Here is a 19,214-nt window from a genome sequence, read left to right on the forward strand (position 1 = left end):
CAGAGAGGGAAAGCGTAGATTCGCGAAGCCTACTGGAACTGCTGGGGCTTATTTTATTTCGCCGCCTGCTGAAGTTCTGGGCCACTGCGGCCCAGGGGTTGCGTCTCCGAGGCAGGTCACGGACACCAGACCCTCAGAAGTATCTCAGCCGTTTTGACATTTTGTCAAGTGACATGTTGTTAAGTAAGTGCTAGACTAAAGCTATGCTTCCGCCTGCTGCGACAGTTCCCCAAGAGGCCCCCGGCTCTCCCCTGCCCCGCCGCCTGAGCGCCGAAGACCGCCGCACCCAAATTCTGGAGATGGCCGCCGAGCTGTTTATCCAGCGCGGCTTCGAGAGTGTGGGCATGGCCGACCTGGCACAGGCACTGCGGATTTCGCGGCCCACCATCTATACCTACTTCGCCTCCACCGAGGACATGCTGGACGCCCTGCTGGAAGCGCGGCTGGAGGGCCTGCCAGGTCGGCTCCACCCCTACCTGAACCGCCTGGAGGATTCGGCCGCCGCCTACGACCAGCTGTTCGTGGCCCTGCTGGAAGAACGCGAGTTGCTGATGCTGCTCAATTCGGGCGGCGGACCGCTGTTCCGCCAGAAGCGCCGCGCCTTTTTCCAGGCGCTCGAAACCCGCTTGCAGCTGGCCGAACTGCCACGCGCCCAGCGCAGCGGGCCGGCCGCCCAGCAGATGATTTTTCTGGTAATTCACCTGCTGAGCAGCGCTGCCTACGCCGAGCTGACCGAGGAACCTTTCAGCGCCGAGGCCCTGGCGGCCACCCTGAACACCTTCGTGAACGGCGGCGTACGTGCGCTGGCTGGGCAGACGGAGGGCTGAACCCTGCGGGCCGCTCCCCTGAATGGCCGCTGGTTGCTGGCCGGTGCTTGCGCCGCTGACCGCACCCGGAGCCCCACCAGAATCAGATTCTGGTGCGCTGGGGCCCAAGTGAACTGAAACCGTGGTGAACGGGGGCTCAGACGAAAGCGCTCAGGCCGGTCACGGCGCGGCCGACCACCAGGGTATTGATTTCGTTGGTGCCCTCGTAGGAGTAGATAGCTTCGGTGTCGGCGAAGTGCTTGGCGACCCCGTGCTCCAGCAGGATTCCGTTACCGCCGAAGACCTCGCGGGCGCGGGCCACCACCTCACGGCAGCGGGCAGCGGTATGAACCTTGGCCAGGGCGGCGTGGGCGTCATCCATGCGGCCCTCGTCCGCCAGGTGCGAGAGGCGGGTCACCATGCCCAGCATGGCGGTCACATCGGCCAGCATCAGCACCAGATGGTTCTGAACCAGCTGGAATTCACCGATGCGCTTACCGAACTGCTTGCGCTGCTGGGCGTAGGCCAGTGCCAGTTCGTAGGCGCCCATCGCGCAGCCCACGCCCTGCCACGCCACCCCGGCGCGGGTCAATTTCAGCACGTCCGACACGGTATCCCAGCCCTGCACAGCCTGCAGGCGGAATTCATCGGCCACCCGGCAGTCCTGCAGGGTGATGTGCCCGTTTTCCACCATCCGCAGCGCGATTTTGCCCTGAATCTTCTCGACGCTGTAGCCGGGCGTGCCCGCTTCTACCACGAAACCGCGCACCTCGGACGTTTCTTCGTCGCGCGCCCAGATCACGGTAAAGTCGGAGAAAGTAGAGTTGCCGATCCACTTTTTCTCGCCGTTCAGCACCCAGCCGTCCCCGTCGCGGCGGCAGGTGGTCCGCATTCCTTCGCTCACCTGCGAGCCGCCCTCGGGCTCAGTCAGACCAAATGCCCCGATGCGGCGCATGTCCAGCATGTCCGGCAGCCAGCGCTTTTTCTGCTCCTCGCTGCCGCCCAGCGCGATGGACGCGAAAGCCAGCCCGCCGTGTACCCCGAAAAATACAGCGGTGGAGACATCCACCCGGCAGGCTTCCAGCGTGATGATGCCCTCCATGATGGTGGCGTCGGGGCGGCGGGTGCCGTCCTCGTTCCAGATGGCGCGCAGCAGGTTCAGCTCGCGCATCTTGCCGATCAGGTCACGGGGGAACTCGTCGCGGCTCCAGTACTCGTTCATGACCGGCATCACTTCGGCACGCATAAAGGCATGCACCCGGCCGGCCACCTCCACCTGCGCGTCGGTGAGGGTGTCCAGATAGTCATAAAAGTCGCCGTCGGCGGCAGGCAGCTCGCGCTTGCGGCCGCTGCCGCCCACTCCCAGGGCGCGGCTCAGCTGGCGCAGCTGCTTGTCGTTCATGTTGCTGGCCGCGTTCAGAATCCCGGCCAGGTCCACCTTGCCGGCCAGCACCCCCAGCTTGCCCAGATCAATCTGAGCCATCAGATCATTCAGATCAGGCGTATTTTTTTCCATACCGCTTTATAGGTGAACCCCCAGTGCCGCAGTGTAGCCGCGCCGGGGGTTGGAATTTAGGACTTGTTTACAGATTGTCAGGAGGGCCTGGAGGCGGAGGCCTGAGCAGCGCTGGCCTCAGCGGCGCTGAATGCGGGTGTCCGCCTCGGCGGGGGTGTCGGCCTGGGCGAAGGCCGTAGCGGCCGTCCCGAAGCGGGCACCCAGGTACTCGGCCAGGGCGTCTTGCTCGCTGCCCTCGTCCGCGAAGGTGAAGCGGCCCTGGCGCACGCCCTTTTGGGTCAGGTCGCGCAGGTTCAGCGCGGCGAATTCGGCGCTGCCTTCCTTGGGGAAGGGGTAGCCGTCGCCGCCCAGCGCCAGGAAGCCCAGCGTGACCATGCGGTAGGAGCGGGCTGCAGCGGCGGCGTTCAGCTGACCGCCGGCCTTGAGCACCACGCGGTCGGTGCCGGCGGCGGCGCCACCAGCATCCTCAATCACGATATCGGTGACGCGCTCACCGGCCGGGCGGCTGGGGTCGTAGGCGAAGGTCAGGCCGCCCACCTGCGGGAACTGGCCCAGGCGGTTTTCCACGCCGGCCACGCCGTGTTCCAGCAGGGCGTTCAGCTGCGTGCCCGTGACCGTAACCAGCGACAGGCCGTTGTTGAAGCGGAAGGCGGTTTCCAGGTCCAGCTGCGAAATCTGGCCCTTTTCGCTGACGCCGGGGGTGCCCTGCGGGGCCGAGCAGACGGGCGTGCCGCCGGTGCTGCCGGGAGGCACGATGCAGGCACCGATGGGACCGCGAATACCGCCGCCGTTCTTGAGGCTCAGGGCGGTGCTGGGGTCCACCTGCTGCCCATAGAACAGGTTCGCGTCGGCGCTGAGGTTGCCCAGGTTGGTTTCCTGGGTACGCACGCCGCCGCGCTCACCGTTCAGGTACACGTTGGTGTAGCCCACCACGTTGCCGGCACGGGACTTCAGGGCCGCTTGCAGGGCGTCGGCCACCTGAATCACGGCGGGGCTGGCCTGTTCGCGGGTCACGCCCAGGGCGCTCAGGCCCGCTTCGTCGGTGGCATAAGCGCCGTTTACCGCAGGGTCCAGGCTGGCCGGAATCAGGCGGCCCTGCTCGTCGAAATCCACCACCAGACGGCCCAGGTAGGTGTAGTCGCCCTCGGTGTTCACCACCAGCACGGGGGCGCCGTCGGCACCGCTGAACATCAGCGGGTAGTCGCCCTGGCGCTTGTCGCCGCTGCGCAGGCGGTCGGCGGTGTCGGCCAGCAGGGTGTTGCTGCCCCCCGCCACGATGATGTCCACGCCCCTGAGGCGCGGAGCCAGCGCCTGCTCGATGTCGATGCTCTGCATGTGCGCGAGCAGAATCACCTTGTCCACGCCCTGAGCAGTCAGGGTGTCCACATCCTGCTGAATCAGGGCAGCCAGGGCGTCCAGGTCATCCGGGCTGGCAGGAGCGATACCCAGCTTGCCCACGTTGGTCAGACGGCCCAGCTGCGGGGTGGTGGCACCCACCACGCCCACCGTTTCGCCGCCCACCTGCAAGGTGGTGTAGCCGGCCACCTTGCCGGCCAGCTCGGCCGCGCTCAGGCCGTCTTTGCCGGCAATCTTGGCGGTGGCTTCGTCGGCACCGAAATCCAGGTTGGTCGCCAGATAGGGAAAGTCGGCGCCGTTCCAGCCGTCTGCCCCGGTCAGCAGGCCGGAGAATTCGCCGGTGCCCATGTCCAGGTCATGGTTGCCCACCGCCGAGGCTTGCAGGCCCAGGGCGTTCAGCCAGGCCACGTGGGCACGGCCAGCACCGGCTTTGCCCAGCGCGGCGTCCAGGCTGCTATCGCTGGCCACGTTGTACTCGGGTCCAGGGATAGAGTTATCGCCACTGCTCAGCAACAGGGTATTTTGCGGCTGCTGGGCGCGGAAATGGTTGACCAGCGCCGAGAAGCGCGGCGCGTTGCCGACGATATCGCGGCCACCGTCCACATCCGAAAAGTGCAGCAACTGCAGCCGGAACGGCGCCTCGGCAACCGGGGAAGCGGTCTGGGTGGGAGCGCAGGCGGCCAGCATTCCGGCAGACAGCGCCACGGCAAGGAGTCTGAATTTTCTCATACAGTGGTCATTCTAGAGTGCCCAGTGTCTGCAGACGGTCAGGCTGCCCAGGGCGAAGGCTGCACTGAGCAGAGGCTATACGGGGCAAATGGTCAGCAACCCGAAAAGTGAACCGGTACAATAACCAGCTGGATACCCAGGCCGTTTGCTTGCTGCCCATCCCGCTCTCTGCTCCACCCCCACCTCCCCATGCTCCGAATCCAGAGCTGCTGGAGCGACAGGAGTACTTGTCTCATGCTCAGAGCCCTGTTCATCAACTTCGCCCTCCTGATTGCGATGACCTACCTGTTCAGCCTGACCCTACGGTCCTGGCCGCTGCGCCGTGACCGGACCTTCCAGGTGCAAACCATCACAGCGGCAAGCCTGGTATCGGTCATCCTTCTGCTGCAACCGGCCGCCATTGCCCCTGGAGTACTTATCGACTTGCGGCCGGTGCCGCTGGTCTATCTGGCCCTGGTCTACGGGGCACCAGCGGCGCTGGTGGGCAGCATTCCGGTGCTGACCTACCGTTACTTCCTGGGCGGGCCGGGGATAACGCCGGCTTTTACCAGTATTGCGCTGATTCTGCTGGTGACCGCCATCCTACGCCGGCTCGTCCAACCTCGCCTCGACCATATTTCCTGGTCTCGCGGCATATTCCTGGGCCTGGTGTCCCTCGCCCCCAACGGCCTGCCACTGGTGATGCTGCCGAACGGGATGCAGCTGCTGCAGCAGGTTTATCCTCCCCTGCTCATCCTCAATGTGGCGGCCTTTCTTATCGTGGCCTTGGTTCTACGCGACCGGATCAAACTGATAAAGCTGAATGCCATGTTCCAGCGCCAGGCCCGGCAAGATGCACTTTCGGGTCTCTTCAACCGCCGACAGTTCGACTTGGACCTGCTGGCCCTCAGAACCGGCGACCTGCTGCTGATGGTGGACATCGACCACTTCAAGCGCATCAACGACACCTACGGGCATGCTGTGGGTGACCAGGTCATCACGGCTGTAGGTGAGCTGCTACGCAGCAACCTGCGCGCCTCGGATTCGGCTTACCGCTACGGCGGCGAAGAGTTCGTCCTGCTGGTCCATCAGCCGCAAATCGGCACCCCGGAGCTGATTGCCGAGCGCATCCGGGACCATATTGAGCAGACGCCACTCAGTGTGCCGTCACTGAACGGGCTTCAGGGAGACCCGGCTACGTTCACCCTGCACCTCACTGCGTCGCTCGGTGGCGCACGTCACATGGCCGGCACCGACCCTCAGCACACGCTGGCCCTGGCCGACCAGGCGCTGTATCAGGCCAAGCAGGGGGGGCGCAACCGCTGGGTACTGCACCCGGAGCCTCAGCTGGGACTTCCCGGCTGAGGCGTACCTTCGCTCAGCCAGGAAGCAGATACAGGCCCAGGCTGACCACCGCGCCCACCAGCAACAGGATAACCAGGCAATAACCCATGATGTCGCGGGCGTGCAGGCCGGCAATCGCCAGGGCAGGGAGCGCCCAAAACGGCTGAATCATGTTGGTCCAGGCGTCGCCCCAGGCCACGGCCATCGCCGTTTTGGGCAGCGAGGCCCCCAGACTCTGCGCGGCCTGCACCATGACCGGCCCCTGCACCGCCCACTGTCCGCCGCCGCTGGGCACGAAGATATTGACCAGCCCCGCGCTCCAGAAGGCCAGCACCGGGAAAGTCTGCGGGGTGGACATGGCCACAAAGGCGTCCGACACCCGCTCAATCAGGCCCGAGCCGGCCATCATGCCGGCCAGACCTGCGTAAAAGGGAAACTGAATCAGGATGCCCGCCGCCCCCTGCACCGCTTCGGTCGTGGCCGCAATAAAGCGGGCCGGCGTGCCGTGCAGCAAGATGGCCAGGAACAGGAAGGCGAAGTTGACGATGTTCAGGTTCAGCTTGAAGCCTTCGGCGGCGAAGTACATGGCAAGAAAGGCCAGCCCCAACCCACCGAGCAGCAGGCTGAGGACCGGGCTGTTTTCCAGACGCTGGGCCGGGGTCTGGTCCGCAGGCGCCCAGGCCGCCGCCGGAGCTTTTTCGGCCAGCAGCGCCGGGTCCACCACCACCGGATGCTCACGGTCCAGCATGGCGCGGTTCACCAGCGGAATCAGCAGTGCCAGCACGCCCACCAGAATCAGGTTGAACGGCGCGAAGATGGTCTGCGAGGTGGGAATCAGGCCAATCTGACCTTCCAGAAAATGGTCCGGCGTGGCGATGGTCAGCGGAATAGATCCGCTGAATCCTGCGTGCCAGATGACAAAGCCGCTGTAGGCGCTGGCAATCAGCAGGCGGTAATCCACCCCCGGTACCCGGCGGGCCAGCTCACGGGCGAAGATGGCCCCAATCACCAGCCCGAAGCCCCAGTTGATCCAGTTGGCGACCAGGGACACCGCTGTGACCAGCACGATGGCCGCCGGCGCCGTTTTCGCCAGGCCCGCCAGCCCACCCAGCAGGCGCCGGAAAAACGGGGTGGACGCCAGCGCATGCCCGGTGACCAGCACCAGGGCCATCTGCATGGTGAAGGCCAGCAGCTCCCAGAAGCCGTCCCCCCAGAACTGCACCATCTGCGGCAGCGTGTGCGGGGTCAGCAGCACACCCAGCGCCAGCACCAGCAGCGTCAGCAAGGCCACAAAGATGAACGGGTCAGGAAGCAGGCGGGTCACCAACGCGTTGGAAGCGTTTGCCAAGGCTCGGAACATGTCAGCATCTCTCCTTCTCGGCCAGGCCGCCTGCACTGGCCCCAGCTCCCCAACTCTCTGGACACAGCAAAAGGCCCTCAGCAGAGGCCGGGCCGCACAACTTGTGGAATAGGCCCAGTTTAGCCCAACTCCTCGTGACTCAGTTCCCCATAGCCTGGTCCTGTGGGACCTGCATAGCAGCAGCCTTCAGCTGGGAGCGCATCAGTCCAGCGTGGCTTTTTGGCAGGACTTTGCACAGACTGTCGGTATGGTTGTTGCCGCGCTGCTCGGCAAACAACAGCGTGCGCTCATCCTGAATGTGAACCAGACAGGCCGGGTCACTGCGTGGCGAAGCATCCGACCCCGCCGGCCCAGAAGCCGCCAGCACTGACACACCGGATGCACGATGTCCACTTCCTTTTGGAGGGAGAGAGTCACCACAGGGCCGAACAACGCTTCCACTTGCTCTGCGGTTTGGATGACATGGGTCACATCTGCGCCGTAATCCAGGTCTGCACCGGAGCCCAGCCCCGCACTGGCCCTCTGCGCTGCCTGTCCTCCGCGCTCAGGGGCGCACGGTGCCCTCGCCATGCACCAGATATTTGAACGAAGTCAGCTCGCGGGCGCCCACAGGGCCACGGGCGTGCAGCTTGCCGGTGGCGATACCGATTTCGGCCCCCATGCCGAACTCGCCGCCGTCCGCGAACTGGGTGGAGGCGTTGTGCATGATGATGGCAGCGTCCACCTCGCGGGCAAAGCGGCCGGCCACCGCCGCGTCCTCGGTCACGATGCACTCGGTATGCCCGCTGCCGTACTGCGCGATGTGGGCGATGGCCTCGCCAGGGCCGGACACCACCCGCGCCGCGATGATGTTGTCCAGAAACTCGCAGCCGAAATCATCCGGTCCCGCCGCCTGCACGCCGGGCAGGGTCTGGAAGTGACGGTCTCCGCGAATCTGGGTGCCGAGTGCCTGCAGCGCGGCCACCAGCGCTGCGCCCTGGGCCGCGAAGCTCTCCCGGTCCATCAGCAGGCACTCGGCCGCGCCGCAGATGCCGGTGCGGCGGGTCTTGGAATTGACCACCACCGCCTCTGCCTTGACCGGGTCGGCGGCCGCATGAACATACACATGGTTAATGCCGTCCAGGTGCGAGAACACCGGCACCCGGGCCTCACTCTGCACCCGGCCCACCAGACTGCGGCCCCCACGCGGCACAATCACGTCTATCAGGCCCTGCGCCGCCAGCATCTCCCCTACCGCCGCCCGGTCGCGGGTAGGAATCAGCTGAATGGCCCGCTCGGGCAGGCCGGCGGTACGCAGGCCCTCCACCAGCGCCGCGTGAATCGCCTGCGAGGAGTGCAGGCTTTCCGAGCCGCCGCGTAAGATGGCCGCATTGCCGCTCTTGAGGCACAGGGCGCCGGCGTCGGCGGTCACGTTGGGCCGCGACTCGTAGATGACGCCCACCACGCCGATCGGGGTGCGAACCCGGCGAATGCTCAGGCCACTGGGGCGCTCCCAGGCTTCCATCACCTCGCCGACCGGGTCGGGCTGGGCGGCCACGGCACGCAGGCCCTGCACAATGCTGCCGATACGGTCCTCGTCCAGCCGCAGCCGGTCCAGCATGGCGGGGCTGAGGCCCTTTTTCTCTGCGAAAGCCAGGTCGCGGGCGTTGGCGCTCAGTACGTCGGCGCGGCGGCGTTCCAGGGCGGCGGCGGCCGCGTCCAGGGCAGCCTGCTTCTGGTCGCTGCCGGCCAGTGCCAGCGCGCGGGCGGCGGCGCGGGCCTGAGCGAACAGCATGTTCATGGTGTGCTTCAGTTCGGTGTGCTGAGGTTCGGGGGCAGTCTGGGTCATGGGGCAGGCTCCTGAGGTGTGGGGAAACGTGTGCTGGGCAAGGAAGGCCGAATCAGAGGGCCAGATTGTCGCGGTTGATAAAGGCGGCGCGGGGCGGTTCGCCCAGCAGCCGGGCGATTTCGTCGCTGTGCAGCCCGGCCACCTGCCGCGCCTGCGCCGAGCCGTAGCTGCACAGGCCGTGGGCCAGCACCCGGCCGCGGTGGACCACCTCCACGCACTCGCCGCGCCCGAAGTGGCCTTCCACGCCGGTCACGCCAGCAGCCAGCAAGGAGCGGCCCCGGGCCAACGCCGCCTGTGCGCCGTCATCTATGGTCACGCGGCCCTGCGGCTTCATGCCGGCAATCCACTTTTTGCGGGCCGACTTGGGGGTTTCGGTGCCCACGAACCAGGTGGTGCGCGCTCCTTCGCGCAGCGCCGAGACAGGCCGCAGGGTATCGCCGCGCATAATCGCCATCGCCGCGCCGGCCTGCATGGCGGTGCGGGCGGCCATCAGCTTGGTCCGCATGCCGCCCTTGGCGTCGGGGCCGGGGTCGCCGGCCAGCGCCTCGATTTCGGGGGTGATGCTGTCAATGCGGGCCAGGTGCTGCGCGGCCGGGTCGTGGCGGGGGTCGGCGGTGTACAGGCCGTCTACATCCGACAGCAGAATCAGGCAGTCGGCGCCGCAGGTCAGGGCAATCTGGGCGGCCAGGCGGTCGTTGTCGCCGAAGCGGATTTCGTCGGTCGCCACGGTGTCGTTCTCGTTCACGATGGGGACGACGCCGTGGTCCAGCAGCGCGCCCAGCGTGGCCCGCGAGTTGAGGTAGCGCGAGCGCACCCGGCTGTCTTCCAGCGTGACCAGCACCTGACCGGCGCTCAGGCCACGCCGCGCCAGCTCGTCGGCGTAGGCCTGGGCCAGCGAAATCTGCCCTACAGCCGCTGCCGCCTGGGCTTCGTCAAGCGGCAGCGGGCCACGCGGCAATCCCATCTGCCGCCGGCCCAGCGCGATAGACCCGCTGGAGACCAGCACCACCTGCTTGCCCTGCGACCGCAGCCACGCCACATCGTCAGCCAGGCCGCTCAGCCAGTCTCGCCGCAGGCCGCGCTCATCCACCAGCAGGGCGGACCCTATCTTGATGACGAGACACTGCGAACGGTCCAACACCTGGCGGCTCAGCTCGGTCATGCCGGCCAGTGTAGGCCAAAGGGACAGCTTTTGCATAGTTAACCAGGGAAGTGACAGAAAATTACATAGCTGGACGGTGGATATGCGGCCTGGAAGGTCAAGCCTTTCCCACATTCGTCTGCAGCAGACGTGAAAAAGGGTTTGTACGGGTACTCCGGACTTGAGCCGCATTTCCCCATTTTTCGATAACTATGCAACCGGCTCCTTTCCCAACAGCAAAGGCGGCCCCGCCAAAGCAGAGCCGCCGTTCGCGCTGCACCGAGGTGGGCCAGGGAACTAGACCCCTTCCACCTCCTGCGCGCCTGGGGTCAGGCCACCCACGCTGAAGGCTTCGCGGGGCTGGGCGTACTCGGTGTCCATCTGTGCCAGCTGCAACTTGCCGGAAATGTCGTCGTTCACGCCGTGCCAGTAGGTGTAGCTGTCCAGCACCCACATGCCGCTTTCGCGGGTGCCGTTGCCGCTGCCCTTGGTGCCCCCGAACGGCATATGGGCTTCGGCCCCGGTGGTGGAGTTGTTGATAGAGGTCATGCCCGCTTCGATTTCTTCCTGAAAGCGGTTGGCCCAGGTGCGGTCGTTGGTATAAATCGCGCTGGAGAGACCATAATCCACCGCGTTGGCCGCCGCAATCGCTTCGTCGAAGCCGTCCACCTTGACCAGGTTCACCGTGGGACCGAAGACCTCGTTTTGAAACAGTTTCATGCCCGGCTGCACGCCTTCCCACAGGGTCGGCCAGCCGTAAAAGGCCGCTTCCGGGTCGCCCTGAAAGCCCTCCGGTTTGTTCTCGGGGGTAATGCGGCCTCTGCCGTACAGCAGCGTGGCCCCGTCCTCCTCACCCCGGGCGTAGTGGGCTTCCCACGACCGGAAAAAGCGCTCGTTGATAAACGGACCGTACAGCACACCCTCATGCTCTACCGGGTTCCCGATGCGGATGTTCTGCATGGCGGCCAGCAACTTGTCCCTAAATTCGCCGTACACGGGCGCGTCCACGATGATGTTGCCGGCGCTGGTGCAGCGCTGCCCGCCGGTGCCGTAGGCGGCCCACAGTGCCCCCTGCACGGCATTGTCCAGGTCGGCGTCGCGCATCACGACCAGCGGATTCTTGCCGCCCAGTTCCAGGGTGGGGTGGGTCAGGTTGCGCCCGGCCACCTCACCAATCCAGCGGCCCACTTCGGTGGAGCCGGTAAAGGCGATTTTCTGGACCAGTTTTTCGTCCAGCATCTCTACCAGGAACTGCCCCGCCGCGTCCTTGCCACCGCCAAAGACCACGTTCAGCACGCCGTCCGGGACACCCGCTTCCTCCAGCAATTTGGCAAAAGCATAGGAGGTCAGCGGCGCGTCCTCGCTGGGCTTCCACACCACCGTGTTGCCGGTCAGCAGCGCGGGGATGATTTTCCAGCTGGGCACCGCCACCGGGAAGTTGCCCGCCGTGACCATCCCCACCACACCCAGCGGGCGGCGGTAGGTTTTCAGCTCCTTGTTGGGCATCTCGCTGGGTACGGTCTGGCCGTACAGCCGCCGGCCTTCCGACTGGAAAAAGGCGCAGGTGTCCACCGCTTCCTGCACGTCCCCGCGTGCCTCTTTCAGCGTCTTGCCCATCTCGCGGCTGAGCAGGCGGCTGAGCGTCTCCTTTTCGCGGGCAATCGCCCGGCCGATGTTGCCGATGATCTCGCCGCGCACCGGGGCCGGCGTGGCTTTCCAGCGGGGAAAAGCGGCGCGGGCCACCTCGCAGGCCCGGCGGACGGTGTCCCGGTCGGCTTCGGGAAAAGCGGCCAGCACGTCGCTGAGGTTGCCGCTGGAGCGGCTCTGGAAGGTCGGCGCATCCTGGGGTACGGTTTCCTCGCCGCCGATCAGGTGCCCGTAGGTCTTGATAGAGGGTCTGTTCTGTGTCTGGGTCATGCCATTGCTCCTTCGGGCGTGGTTCCGCCGACTTCAGCCGCGCTGGGCCGTCTGGGACGAATAGGTGCTCTCGAAAATCTTGTCGGCGTTACCTGCCTCGAAGCCTTCGCGGCGCCGCTCGCGGGTCAGCTCCGCCTTGGGCAGATGCTGGAACTCCGGCAGTGGGCGGCGCTCCGCGAACTCCACGTACGAGCCGCTGATGCGCTCGGTCTGGCCGCCCTCAAATTCGGCGTCGATCATCTCGGCCACGGTGCTGCTCTGAATCAGCAGGCCGTCGGGGCTCTGCTTGGCCTTGCCGCCGCTGGAATTGAGGGTGTAGCCGTGCCCTTCCAGAAAGCGGTTGAAGTCCTCGATGGTGTCGTAGCCCTGCGGCAGGTTGTGCACGCTGACCGTGAAGTGGTTGAGGTAGTAGCGGTTGTAGATGACCCAGGCGGCGTACTCGGATTCGTCCTGTAGCCGCTGGTAGTCGGCGTAGCTGGGCAGCCGCCACAGCGCCCGGTGCAGGAACTCGTCCACCTGCGCCCCGTCGTCCAGGTCCAGGTCGTCTACCGGGTCCGATTTGACCTCGTCCGTGTAGCTGGTGATGATGCGCTGCGCTTCCTCGCTCAGGTCGCCCACCCGCAACTCCGAGACGAAGATACGCGGGAACGCGGGCTGGCCCGGCAGCGGCTCGGGCGGCGAGTACCAGAAAGCGTCCAGCTTCTTGCCCTCGAACTGGTAAGGCTCGCGGCGCTGGTAGCCGTAGTGCAAGAAAATCTTCTCGAAGCTCCCTATCCCCAGCTGCGGCACGCCCATGGTACGGAAAGCGATGTGGTCGTTTTCGATGTCCTCGGCCCGGTCAATCAGGCCGCCTTCCACCATGTCCGCAATGATGTTCTGTACGTCGGGCACCCGCTCCTGATAGCGGCGCATCAGGCCGTCCAGCACGTATTTCAGGGTTTCGCGTCGGTCGGTCATGTCAGTGGCTCCTTTGCGGGAATGTTGTCAGACGATGTGTCGCTCGGCCGTCGCCCGGTCGCGGGCAAAGCGCTCCAATTGCAGGCTGCTCACGTCGATAAAGGGCCGCTCGCCCTGCACGAATGAGGTCACGATGCGCCCCACGGCGGCGGCCTGCTGCACCCCGTGGCCGGAAAAGCCGCAGGCGTTGATCCAGCCCGGTTCGGCTTCCATACGGCCCAGCACCGGGCTGCCGTCGGGCGTCATCTCGTAGTAACCCCAGAAGCTGTAGGAGCGGTCCACGTCCAGCTCGTTCAGCCAGGGAAAGCGCACGGCGGCGGCTTCCCGCACCCGCTCCAGCCAGGGCCAGTCAATGCCTTCTTCCAGGCCGTCGGGCTGATAGGGGTTGGACACGGTAAAGATGACCGTGTCGCCGTGCCCGCGCAGCCACAGGTTGGTGGTGCCGTCGATGGTGAGCGGGTAGCTCGGCGTGCCGTTGCCGTTGCGGGTGCGGTACACGCTGCGCCGCCGGGGCCGCACCGGCACGTCCAGCCCGGCCAGGGCCGCTACCGCACCGCTCCAGGCCCCCGACGCGTTCACGATGGTGGGAGCTGTGAAGTCGCCCTGGCTGGAGTACACGGTCCAGCCTTCGCCGCCCCGCTCGATGTGCGTCACCTCGGCGGGGCGGTACACCTGGGCGCCCAGCTCCAGCGCCATCTCGGTATAGGCATTCAGGGTGAGCAGCGGGTCGATGTAGCCGTCCTGCGGTCCGTAGGTGCAGCGGTAGATGCCGTCCTGCACGAAGGGCACGTAGCGCGCAGCTTCCTGCGGCGAGATGACCTCCACCGGAGCGCCCACCCCCTGCTGCACGGCGACGCCCTGTGCGTGGGCTTCCCACTGGCTTTCGGGCACCAGAAACAGGTAGCCGTTCTGGACATAGCCGCTTTCCCGGCCATACAGCTCGGGGAAGCGCTGATACTCCTGAATGCTTTCCCACGAGAGGCGCACGTTCACCTCTTCCGAGAACTGCACCCGCACCCCGGCGCCGCTGCGGCCCGAAGACCCCCGGCCCGGCGCCGCGCCCCGGTCCAGCACGGTGACCCGCTGCCCGGCTTCGCTGAGACGAAAGGCACAGGCCGCTCCGATAATGCCGCCGCCAATTACAATCACGTCCGCTGCTCTGACCTGCGTAACCAATGAAGCCTCCCTTTCCTGTCTTCACCGTGAGCAGCAGCAGACCGGGCATAGGAGACCGCCCAGACTGCCCGCTCCTGCCGGAAGAAACAGGTGCTGGTCCTTGCCTGAATTGTTGCTGCCAGGCCAATGTAGCGAAGCCCCGCCGCCAAATGCAAGGTTCCTGAGGCCGCATGAGTGAACCGCAGCCCTCTGCACGTATGCACGTATGTAGGCAGAGTATGCTGAAAGTTATGACCGCCTCCGCCCCGGGAGCTTCCCCCCGGCCGCCCTCGTTGACCGAACATCTGCAGGACGTGACCGAGCGTCTCGCTGCTGCCCGCACGCAGGAGGAAGTGTTCCAAACGGTGCTGCGCCCGGCGCTGGAAGGGGTGGACGCCATTGCCGGAGCAGTGCTGCTCGTTGACGCCGCCGGGGAGCGTCTGGAACTGGCCGCCACCCAGGACTACGAAGAAGGCGCCCAGACCATCTGGCAGGCCGGCCCGCTGACCGGAAACGTGCCCGCCGGCGACGCGCTGCAGCGGGGCGAAGCCCTGTTTTTCGAGGAGCAGGGCGAACTGGTGCGCACCTACCCGGCGCTGGAGGAGCGCAGCGGCGCCGTTGCCCCGGTCGCCAACGCGGTGCTGCCCATGTTTCTGGACCACCGCCCGCTGGGCACGCTGATTCTGGACTTCAGGGAACCGCACCACTTCACGCGTGAAGAGCGGCGCTTCCTGATGACGCTGGCGGCCCAGTGTGCCATCGCGCTGGGCCGCGCCCGGCTGATGGCCGACCTGCAGGGGCAGCTGGCCGAGCGAACCCGGCAGATTGAGCAAGAAGCCCGCGCCCACGCCGCCTTCGTGGCCTTTGCCGAGGCGGCCGGCACCGAGAACGACGTGGCCGTGCTGGTGCGCCAGGCGCTGCAACTGCTCAGCCACCATTTCCCGGGCGGCGCCGGAGCTTACTGCGTGCGCGAAGATGGGCGCTGGGTAGGACAGGGCTGGTCGGCCACGCTCCCGCCTGAGCTGGTGAGCACCCTGACCGCCGGGCTGGACGCCGGGTTCCCGCTGCTGGACAGAATGCAGCGGGAGAAAAGCACCGTTTTTTGCGACGACTGGTCGCCGGATGACCGCCATATTCCCGGCACCGAAGGGTACCGGATGATTTTCTGCTCGCCGCTCACGCTGGAAGGCGAAATCCACGCTTTTCTGAGCTTTGCTCGCCGCCAGGCGCACGGGCCTCAGGGGTGGAGTGCGCAGGACCGCACGCTGGTCCGCGCCATCGGCCGCAGCCTGGAGCTGGCGCTGGAACGGGCACAGCAGGCGGCGCGGCTGCAGGCCCGCAGGCAGGAGGCCGAGCGGCGTAGCGAGATGCTGGCCACTTTCGCCGAGCTGTCGCGCGACCTGGTGCTGGATACCGATCCCTACAGCCTGATTCGGCGCACACAGGAGGTGGCACTGGACCTGCTGCCTGCCGCCTTTTCCGCCTATTTCGAGCTGCAGGGCGGCGTGTGGCAGGCCCGGACCCAGGCGGGGGCCGACCCGGACGGGGCCACGGATGAACTGGGCGCCGGCCAGCCGTTCGGCGCGGCACCCCACCTGAGCGGGCCTTATCAGAGCGGCGAGCCCACCTATCAGCAGGAACCCGGTCCTGGCGGGCGGTCCAGCGTCTCGCTCCCTGTCGCGGTAAACGGGCAGGTGCGCGGCGTGCTGACTTTCGTGCTGGCCGGGCCTCAGCCCTGGAACGAGGAAGACCGCGCCATTCTGGAGACCGTGGGACACCAGCTGCGGCTGGCGCTGGAGCGGGCCGAGCAGACCCAGCGGCTGCACGAACAGAACGGCGAACTGGAAGCCTTTACCTACTCGGTCAGCCACGACCTGCGCACGCCGGTGCGGCACATTATGGGCTTCAACCGGCTGCTGCGCGGCAACCTGGGCACCGAGATAGACGCCAAATCCGAGCGCTACCTCACGGTCATTGACGACGCCACCGTGCGGATGAACACCCTGATCGACGCCATGCTGGACCTGTCGCGCACGGCGCGGGCCACCCTGAAGATGGGGCCGGTGGACCTGGGCAGCCTGGTGGCCGAGGTGAGAAGCGAGCTGGAAGCCGAGGAGGAGGACCGGGCGGTGGTGTGGGAGGTCGCGCCGCTGCCGCAGGTGACCGGCGACCGCGCCACATTGCACCAAGCCGCCGTGAACCTGCTGTCCAACGCGCTGAAATACACCCGGACACGGGAAGAAGCCCACATCCGGGTCTGGGCCGAGGAGCGCCCCTACGAGTGGGCCGTGTTCGTGCGCGACAACGGAGTGGGTTTCGACCCGCACTACAGTGAGCGGCTGTTCGGGGTCTTTCAGCGCCTGCACCGCGCCGACGAGTTCGAAGGTACCGGAGTGGGCCTTGCCAACGTGCGGCGTATCGTGGCCCGGCACGGCGGGACCGTCAGCGCCGAGAGCCGACTGGGCGAAGGCGCCACGTTCGGCTTTACCCTCCCCAAGCAGAGCTGAGCTGCACCCCGCCTACAGGCAGAGCCGTTCCATGAGACCGTCCGCAAGGAGGCTTGACGGGCTTCGCATGTTTGCGGGCGGCGCAGTTGCTTGAGTGGACCTGGACCCCATTCAGCTGTGGGCCGGTGCAGACGGTCTGCATTCCCGGCCCCCGGCACGACAGGAGACACCATGACCCGCAACCGCAACGACCGCTATGGCAGCAGCGATTACGACTACGACTATGTAGAGCAGGGCGACTACGGCCCCAGCCGGAGAACCCGCAGCGAGGTCGGCATGGACGAGTACATGCGCGGCGACTACCGCCGGGGCGACACCGACGACCAGGGCCAGGGCTTTATCAACCGGGAAAGCCGCCGCTACGTGAACGACGCCGCCCGCCGCCCACAGGACGGCCAGTGGCAGTACCGCGGCGAGGAGAACTTCATGCAGGACCAGGGCCGCCGCCAGCTGGGCGTGCAGGACGACGGGCGCGGAGCGGATGCCGGTTACGGACGCCGCATGGTGCAGCCCTACTACGGCGAGCGCCGAGAGGAAGACCGCTGGACCGAAGGCCCGGTGCGCCGCGGTGTGCAGGTCGCCGGAGCCTACAGCGCACAGGAGGCCGCCGGCAGCTTCCGTGGCAAGGGGCCCAAAGGCCACCAGCGCAGCGACGAGCGCATCCGCGAGGAAGTAAACGACGCCCTGGAAGACGCGCACAACGTGGACGCCAGCGACATTGAAGTGACCTTGCAGGGCGGCGAAGTGACCCTGACCGGCACCGTGGCCGACCGTGCCCAGAAGCGGGCTGCCGCCGACTGCGTGGAGCACCTGCGCGGCGTGCGCGACGTACACAACCACTTGCGCCTTCAGACCAGTACGCTGAACCGCTGAGCATCCACCCGAGAGGGGGCCGGCCAGAGTGCCGTGCCCCTTTTTTTGCCGACTGGCGGCGGGCGGCCGACAAAGCCAGCAGCGCAGCCTCATCCCAGCGGTCCACCCACATCTTCTTGAGGTCCAGCCGTCCGGAAATGTCGTGCTGAACGCCCTGGGGCCAGGGGGGCAGCTCGCCGTACTTGACCCGGTGCCGACCCGAGGCCTTACCAGGGGTTGGTGGCGAACACTTCCAGCTCGGTGACGAAGGCGCGGTCGTCCATCTCGACCAGGGCGGCGACCGCGTGGGCGATGTCCTCGGGCTGAATCTTGCGCTCGGCATTTTTGCGCTGCTGTGGGTCACTGCCGCCGAATCCGGTGACCACCTCGCTAGGCGCCACATAGCTCACGCGGATATTTTTGGGGCGCAGCTCGTCGCGCCAGCTTTGGGTCAGGCCGCGCAGGGCGAACTTGCTGGCGCTGTAGGCTCCCGCACCTGCCGAGCCACGCAGGCCCGACACGCTGCCGATGTTGATGATGGTGCCGCGCCCCGCGCCGTCCGCGTTCTGCACCATCAGGCGGGCCGCCTCGCGCGCCACCAGCATGGCCCCCACCAGATTGGTGTCCAGCACCTGGCGGAACTCGGTCAGGTCCTGGTCCAGCAAAGGGGCGAAACGGCCACCGCCGGCATTGTTCACCAGCACGTCCAGCCCACCCAGGTGTTCGGCGGCCCCGCGCACCAGGCGCACGGCTTCTTCTTCACGGGCCACGTCGGCCTGAATCACGTGCCAGCCTTCTTCACGCAGGGCAGCGATTTTGGCGGGGTCGCGGCCGGAGAGCACCACACGGGCGCCCCCTTCGCGCAGGCGGCGGGCAGTGGCCAGACCGATGCCGGACGTGCTGCCGGTAACCAGGATACGGGCGTCTTGCAGGTTCATGCGGACGAGGCTAGCAGGTCCTCCGGCCGGCAACCGTTATGCCGGTCCGGCTTCCAGCACCTCGGCGCCGGCCTCCTGAAAAGCGGCCCGCGCCTCTGGGGTGGCCTGGTCGGTGACCCAGGCGCTCAGCTGCCCGAAATGGGCGAACGGGGCAAAGTCGCCCGCGCCCCACTTGTGGCCGTCCGCAATCAGCACGCTTTTGGCCGAGCGGGCCATGATGGCGGCTTTCTGGTGCGCCTCGGTGAGGTTGGAGTTGGTGGGGCCGCGCTCCGGGTCAATGGACGTGCAGCCCACGAAAAACAGGTCGTAGCGGTAGCGTTCCAGTGCGCGCAGGGCGTCGGGGCCGGTCAGGCTGTAGGTACTGCCGTACACCTCGCCGCCCACCACGTACAGGTCGCACTCGCCGTTCAGATCGTAGGCGATGTCGATACCGTGGGTGACCACCCGCAGGGTCCGGGTCAGCTCGGGGCGGCGCTTGAGGGCGCGGGCCACGGCGCGGGCGGTGGTGCCGGCGTCCAGATACACGGTCTGTCCGGGGCGTAGCAGGTCCAGCGCGGCGGCCGCCAGACGCGCTTTGGCCGGGGCCTCCTGGCGTTGGCGCTGCAGGTAGCGGATGTCCCCGCTGCGGGGGCTGGCGCCGCCGTGGACCCGGTCAATCTGGCCGGCTGCCGCCAGCGCTTCCAGGTCACGGCGAACCGTGGCGCCGCTGGCACCCAGCGCGGCAATCAGGGCCTGTGTCTTCATAAAACCGCGCTCACGCAGCAGCTGCATGATGCGCTGATGCCGCTCCTGGGCGTGCAGATTGCTCATCTGTAATCAAGTCTAACAG

The 19,214-nt window shown here is 66.6% G+C and carries 14 protein-coding genes; 4 read left to right on the forward strand and 10 right to left on the reverse strand.

Annotation, left to right across the window (positions count from 1 at the left end; translation table 11 throughout):
• Positions 1-203: 203 nt before the first annotated feature.
• Positions 204-827, forward strand: a complete 624-nt coding sequence (locus DEIPR_RS11175) for a TetR/AcrR family transcriptional regulator (RefSeq protein WP_013623066.1) — start codon at positions 204-206, stop codon at positions 825-827.
• A 136-nt stretch (positions 828-963) separates the two neighbouring features.
• Here DEIPR_RS11175 and DEIPR_RS11180 read toward each other — a convergent pair whose 3' ends face one another.
• Both DEIPR_RS11180 and DEIPR_RS11185 read right to left on the reverse strand, forming a co-directional pair.
• Positions 964-2,322 carry an acyl-CoA dehydrogenase family protein gene (locus DEIPR_RS11180; protein WP_013623067.1) on the reverse strand — a complete coding sequence of 453 codons (1,359 nt, stop codon included), beginning with the start codon at positions 2,320-2,322 and terminating at the stop codon, positions 964-966.
• Positions 2,323-2,439: 117 nt separating this feature from the next.
• Positions 2,440-4,407: a bifunctional metallophosphatase/5'-nucleotidase gene (locus DEIPR_RS11185; RefSeq protein ID WP_013623068.1), complete on the reverse strand. Its 1,968-nt coding sequence runs from the start codon at positions 4,405-4,407 to the stop codon at positions 2,440-2,442.
• Positions 4,408-4,641: 234 nt separating this feature from the next.
• On the opposite strand from DEIPR_RS11185, the gene DEIPR_RS11190 reads away from it, so the two are divergent.
• Positions 4,642-5,751: a GGDEF domain-containing protein gene (locus tag DEIPR_RS11190; protein WP_013623069.1), complete on the forward strand. Its 1,110-nt coding sequence runs from the start codon at positions 4,642-4,644 to the stop codon at positions 5,749-5,751.
• Between the two features lie 13 nt (positions 5,752-5,764).
• On the opposite strand, the gene DEIPR_RS11195 is transcribed toward DEIPR_RS11190, so the two are convergent.
• From DEIPR_RS11195 to DEIPR_RS11225, 6 genes are all read right to left on the reverse strand, one after another.
• Positions 5,765-7,090, reverse strand: coding sequence for a short-chain fatty acid transporter (locus DEIPR_RS11195; protein WP_013623070.1), 1,326 nt, complete (start codon positions 7,088-7,090; stop codon positions 5,765-5,767).
• Between the two features lie 544 nt (positions 7,091-7,634).
• Entirely contained in the window at positions 7,635-8,870 is a 1,236-nt protein-coding gene (locus DEIPR_RS11205) for a glutamate-5-semialdehyde dehydrogenase (protein WP_148231970.1), read from the reverse strand.
• A 100-nt stretch (positions 8,871-8,970) separates the two neighbouring features.
• The gene (gene proB / locus DEIPR_RS11210) at positions 8,971-10,080 is read right to left on the reverse strand and encodes a glutamate 5-kinase (RefSeq protein ID WP_041222966.1); all 1,110 of its coding nucleotides are present in this window, start codon (positions 10,078-10,080) and stop codon (positions 8,971-8,973) included.
• A 276-nt stretch (positions 10,081-10,356) separates the two neighbouring features.
• Positions 10,357-11,976, reverse strand: a complete 1,620-nt coding sequence (locus DEIPR_RS11215; protein ID WP_013623073.1) for an aldehyde dehydrogenase family protein — start codon at positions 11,974-11,976, stop codon at positions 10,357-10,359.
• A gap of 33 nt (positions 11,977-12,009) precedes the next feature.
• Entirely contained in the window at positions 12,010-12,933 is a 924-nt protein-coding gene (locus DEIPR_RS11220; protein WP_013623074.1) for a DUF1338 domain-containing protein, read from the reverse strand.
• A 27-nt stretch (positions 12,934-12,960) separates the two neighbouring features.
• Complete coding sequence (locus tag DEIPR_RS11225; RefSeq protein WP_245532753.1) at positions 12,961-14,082, reverse strand: NAD(P)/FAD-dependent oxidoreductase; 1,122 nt, start codon at positions 14,080-14,082, stop codon at positions 12,961-12,963.
• A gap of 257 nt (positions 14,083-14,339) precedes the next feature.
• On the opposite strand from DEIPR_RS11225, the gene DEIPR_RS11230 reads away from it, so the two are divergent.
• On the forward strand, positions 14,340-16,595 hold the full coding sequence (locus DEIPR_RS11230) for a GAF domain-containing protein (RefSeq protein WP_049775294.1): 2,256 nt from the start codon (positions 14,340-14,342) through the stop codon (positions 16,593-16,595).
• Positions 16,596-16,766: 171 nt separating this feature from the next.
• A complete protein-coding gene (locus DEIPR_RS11235; protein ID WP_013623077.1) occupies positions 16,767-17,468 on the forward strand; it encodes a BON domain-containing protein in 702 nt (233 codons plus the stop codon).
• Between the two features lie 206 nt (positions 17,469-17,674).
• Here DEIPR_RS11235 and DEIPR_RS11240 read toward each other — a convergent pair whose 3' ends face one another.
• Both DEIPR_RS11240 and DEIPR_RS11245 read right to left on the reverse strand, forming a co-directional pair.
• Positions 17,675-18,385: an SDR family oxidoreductase gene (locus tag DEIPR_RS11240; protein ID WP_013623078.1), complete on the reverse strand. Its 711-nt coding sequence runs from the start codon at positions 18,383-18,385 to the stop codon at positions 17,675-17,677.
• Between the two features lie 36 nt (positions 18,386-18,421).
• A complete protein-coding gene (locus tag DEIPR_RS11245; RefSeq protein ID WP_013623079.1) occupies positions 18,422-19,195 on the reverse strand; it encodes a DeoR/GlpR family DNA-binding transcription regulator in 774 nt (257 codons plus the stop codon).
• Positions 19,196-19,214: the final 19 nt, after the last annotated feature.

This window comes from Deinococcus proteolyticus MRP (genome assembly GCF_000190555.1).
GTDB lineage: Bacteria > Deinococcota > Deinococci > Deinococcales > Deinococcaceae > Deinococcus > Deinococcus proteolyticus.